2 protein-coding genes are annotated in these 1231 nt (G+C 64.2%); both read right to left on the bottom strand.

Going from position 1 to position 1231, the window contains the following annotated elements; genetic code table 11:
• Positions 1-240: cupin domain-containing protein (locus tag EN781_RS32830; RefSeq protein ID WP_127400739.1), on the bottom strand; the 240-nt coding region annotated here is incomplete at its 3' end.
• Positions 241-501: 261 nt separating this feature from the next.
• Positions 502-1053 (bottom strand): DUF4142 domain-containing protein, encoded by a 552-nt coding sequence (locus EN781_RS32825; protein ID WP_126058762.1) that lies wholly within the window; start codon positions 1051-1053, stop codon positions 502-504.
• Positions 1054-1231: the final 178 nt, after the last annotated feature.

Below are 1231 nucleotides of genomic sequence, written 5' to 3'. Positions count from 1 at the left end.
GTCCTCGACCAGCGTCAGTTCGCCCTCCAGCACATAGACGAGCTCGTCCTCATGGCTGTGCCAGTGGCGCTGGCTCGACCAACCGCCGGGCGGCAGCGTCATCAGGTTGACGCCGAAATCCTTCAGGCCGCCCGCGTCGCCGAGGCGGCGGCGCGTGCGCCCGGCGCAGGGCTGATCGAAGGGTGAAGGGTAGCCGGAACCCTTGCGGATTGGCACGGATGACAGGTCGATCTTGGGCATGGCAGGCTGCTCCGTTGGTTTCTACGCCGGCATTGTCGAAGCGCGCTCCCCTTCTCCCCTTGTGGGAGAAGGTGGCCGAGCGGAGCTCGGTCGGATGAGGGGTGCTCCAGCTTGGCGATGCGCCAGTTTTACAACCGTCCTGTCGGCGCCGGGAAGGCGCACAATCGCGACTGTCTCATTCCTTCCAACACCCCTCATCCGTCTCGGCGCTGGCGCGCCGATCCACCTTCTCCCACAAGGGGAGAAGGGAACGACTTGCCCTCACCCCTGATGCGCCACTGCCAGTTCCTTCACGTGCTTCTCATGCATCTTCAGCGTCGGCAGCGTCTTCTTGGCGAATTCCTTCATCGCCGGGTCGTCGCCCGATTTCGCATAGGTGCTGAACAGCGCGACCGCCTCTTTGTGCGCGTCCGTCTGCATCTTGATGTACTTCTGGTCGAACGCCTTGCCGCTCGCGCTCTTCAACTCGCCCAGCATCTGCTGTTCCTTAGGGCCGAGCGCGGGCCCGGCGGGCTTGATCGAGGCGGTGGTCTGGCCTTGGCTCAGCGCCGCCTTGAAATCCTCGCCCGCCTTGGTGTGGTCCGCGATCATCTCTCTGGCGAAGGCCTTGATGTCGTCGGAGGAGGCCTTCTCCTCGGCCAGCCTGCTCGACTGGATCTCGAATTCGTTGGCGTTGGGCACGGTGGTGACGAAGGTCTTTGTGTCGACCTTGCTGTCGGCAAGCATGGGCGCGACCTGGTTCGTCGATTGCGCCAGAGCGGCCGGCGCGCCGGCCAGCAGGGCTGCGACGGTCGCGGTCAGAAGGGTTTTCATCTGATGTCTCCCATCCGGGAATGGTCCCTCGCGATTCCAACGCCGCATCGGCAGCTGGGGTTGCGTTGATTTACACGCTGCACACAAGTCCAGCTTTCCTGCATTCTCGTCGTCAGCTTGGCTGCCAGGCCGGAGAGACGACCATGCACGACCCCGCCGAGATCGACCTGCGCAGCCC

Source organism: Mesorhizobium sp. M4A.F.Ca.ET.090.04.2.1, assembly GCF_003999085.1.
Lineage (GTDB): Bacteria > Pseudomonadota > Alphaproteobacteria > Rhizobiales > Rhizobiaceae > Mesorhizobium.
The sequence above is the reverse complement of the archived record's forward strand: the minus strand, read 5'-3'. Positions and strand labels throughout refer to the sequence as shown.

Excerpts from the sequence above, each read along its gene's own strand:
- EN781_RS32825 (WP_126058762.1), bottom strand. The coding sequence starts at position 1,053 with ATGAAAACCCTTCTGACCGCGACCGTCGCAGCCCTGCTGGCCGGCGCG.